Source organism: Pseudomonas aegrilactucae (assembly GCF_019168305.1).
Classification (GTDB): Bacteria; Pseudomonadota; Gammaproteobacteria; order Pseudomonadales; family Pseudomonadaceae; genus Aquipseudomonas; species Aquipseudomonas aegrilactucae.
Genome location: NZ_JAHTBI010000119.1, coordinates 1 through 2,666, shown reverse-complemented (window position 1 = coordinate 2,666; position 2,666 = coordinate 1). Strand labels below are relative to the sequence as shown.

At 50.6% G+C, this 2,666-nt stretch carries 3 protein-coding genes and 1 pseudogene; all 4 read right to left on the bottom strand.

Going from position 1 to position 2,666, the window contains the following annotated elements:
- A pseudogene (locus KUO17_RS24895) lies at positions 1–1,011 on the bottom strand (RHS repeat-associated core domain-containing protein); the annotation flags it as partial.
- A gap of 22 nt (positions 1,012–1,033) precedes the next feature.
- Complete coding sequence (locus KUO17_RS27400) at positions 1,034–1,408, bottom strand: immunity 50 family protein (protein ID WP_425274898.1); 375 nt, start codon at positions 1,406–1,408, stop codon at positions 1,034–1,036.
- Between the two features lie 18 nt (positions 1,409–1,426).
- Positions 1,427–1,624, bottom strand: coding sequence for an HNH/endonuclease VII fold putative polymorphic toxin (locus KUO17_RS27395; protein WP_217978217.1), 198 nt, complete (start codon positions 1,622–1,624; stop codon positions 1,427–1,429).
- Between the two features lie 649 nt (positions 1,625–2,273).
- Positions 2,274–2,666, bottom strand: a 393-nt coding sequence (locus tag KUO17_RS24875; protein WP_217978215.1) for an RHS repeat-associated core domain-containing protein, incomplete at its 5' end; no start/stop codon positions are given.

The window sequence follows — 2,666 nt, the reverse complement described above, 5'->3', positions numbered from 1 at the left end:
GGTTCGTGGATCGCACTCGATCGAAATCGTAGCTGCGCTGGCTCCAGTCAGGCTGCTTGTGCAGGCGCACCGGGCCCTTGCGCAAGGCCTGCGCCACCGGCACAAAGCTGCCCGGCTCATACAGGTAATGCACCGTGCGCCCGGTATCGCCCTCATCACGCGGCGGTGAGCTTTCCCACGCCAGCGTGTCGCCGTCCCAGCCAAACAGCGTAAAACCGCACTCCAGCTCGCGCTGGCGCCTGGCCCGCTCCAGCTGGTTCCAGCCCGTGCCGGCCTGCGGCTTGTTCCAGTAGTGCGCAACTGAATGCTTGTGCAGCCGCCGTCCGGGGGCGTCATAGCTGTACTCGACCTTGAGCTTGTCATCGCTGTAACTACTCATCCGATCGAACAGGCCCCAGGTGAACTGCGCACGCACGCCGTTGTGCAGCCGGTGGATGAGGTTGCCGCGCTCGTCGTAGCTGTAGTGCGTACCGGCATACTCGCGCAGCAGGTTGTTGCGCTTCGGGTCCTGCTCCAGCGGACGGTTGATCTGCTGCGCCTTCTCGTCCAGCAGGTTACCCGCCGGGTCGAACGCGAAGGTCTCCACACCGAGGCGACTGGTCGCCTGCAACAGCCGGCCCACCGGGTCGTACTGATAGGCCAGATGACCGCGCCGGCTGTCGTGAATATCGGTCAGTTGCCCGGCCGCATCGTACTGCAGGTCGTCGCGCTCGTAGCTGAGATTTCGTGATGGTCGAGCTTCATGCCCAGCAGATGGCCGCTGCCATACGTCAGCCAACTGACCTTATGCCCATCCGGGCGCACGGTCGCGATACGCTGGCTGAGCACATCGTATTCATGCTTCCACACCGCGACCATCGGCGTACCAGTGGCCAGATAGTGCTGGTGCTCACGGGTCAGATTGCCCGCCTCGTCGTGGAACCACTGCAACTTGCTCGCGGCGTTGATCGCCTGGATCAGCTTGCCGTTGCCGTCATAGGCAAAGCGCCCGGTCTGCGACTGGTCAGCCAGTTAATAGGGTATAAACAACCCTTTAAGGTGTACTAATGAGCCCATGCCGTACGCTCTCGACACGCACCCAATCACAAGTAAATTTAAGTCGACTTTTGTTCGCACAGAGTATCGTTACAGTAACGAAATCATCCACGACATCAAACAACATTTCACAAACCACGTTCTCATGCCCCCACTCACTAAAACTGACGCACCTACTACCTATAAATGACAGCTCAACACAGACCTGGTCGTACTTTTCCGGCCACTTGGCCGGGCTTTTCCTCGGTTTATTTTGAGTAAGCAGCTTAACGGACAGCCTTGGCTCATTTCGCTTAAAATTAACTTCGGAAATCTCTGAGTCTAAAAAATTAGGCACCCCTTCATACATCGAGGTCAAAGCTTGCGGATTCATTACTTTAGAAAAGTTCATTTACTTTTTATTCCGACAGCCAAAATAATAGTGATCATCCATGCCCGCGACAGTTCCTGTTCGAGTGTTGTCTGCAGGTCGAACATTATGATGGCACGGCTGATCCCCCAACCCTCCTGCACCATAATTGTGACCTGCCGAGTGATCCTGAATAACGATATCCTTTCCATTCACCCGATAAGTCAGCTCTCTAGTCATAATTGTTTTTTATCTTCGTTTAAAACCCACCTACCATTTGAGTCGGTGAATGGCCTTACTTCCTGATTGGCGGGATGCTAATTTTTAGCAACACTGAATTTAGAGCGTTTTGATGCAATCATCAAATATCCTTTAGAATATTGCCATGATGAGGGATCGCATAAATTCGTATAACCTCTTCGTCGCAAGCCTTATCGAAAAATCTGCTCTCTAAAAATAGGAAGCTTTCAAAAAGACCGCAAGCCGTGAACACCTTCTTGACTTTGGTCATCTCAGGCGAGTCCGTTCTAGGTCGATTCTTAATGAGTTCCTGACGAAGGTCATTGGCCGCTGCACCCGGGTATATGAATATTTTCGGCACCAGACTGGGGCCGCAATCGTCATCAAATCTTGTGAATGTGATTGCAGTAAGACCTAATTTTTTGTGACTATCCCTAGCCATTACCTGCACTGTATTTAGCAAAAAAAAAAGCAAACCCTAGCAGAAATCCCGACACATCTTCTTGCTTGAGAGCGACTTGCAATTTCTCTACCCTTCGATCTCTTGAAATTATTGGAAACTCCTCAAAACTGTCAAACCCTCCTAATAACAAATTTAAATTGTTGTACGCCTCTTTTTTCATGATCTTTTTATATAACTTATATAAATTCATTTTTCTATGCTCCACCCATGATCATTTAACCAATCAATCGTTTTCCTGCTGAAGGTGACGTCACCTTTTCCTTTGTCGTGAACTGTGCCATCTTGATTGTAGCCAGACCCGCACTTGCAGTGTGCGTGCCATTGACTGTTGGGCACTGACATCTCGGGCTCATCAATACGTGTAATATCTGAGGGACCTTGTTTTTTTTCATTTTTTCTTTGAGCTTGCTTGGGAGTACCCTGCTCTTTTTTCTTCGAAAGACCTAGAGGGTCGACCCAGTTTATCGGATCATAAGTATAAGCAAATAAATTGTAGCCACCTAAATACCCAGACGGGTCGTTACTGATGAAACGTCCCGCTTGGCAATCATAGTACCGATACCGGTTGTAATGCAGCCC

Bases quoted from the DNA above. Each gene is read 5' to 3' on its own strand.
- KUO17_RS27400 (WP_425274898.1), bottom strand. From the start codon at position 1,408: ATGAATCCGCAAGCTTTGACCTCGATGTATGAAGGGGTGCCTAATTTT.
- KUO17_RS27395 (WP_217978217.1), bottom strand. From the start codon at position 1,624: ATGACTAGAGAGCTGACTTATCGGGTGAATGGAAAGGATATCGTTATT.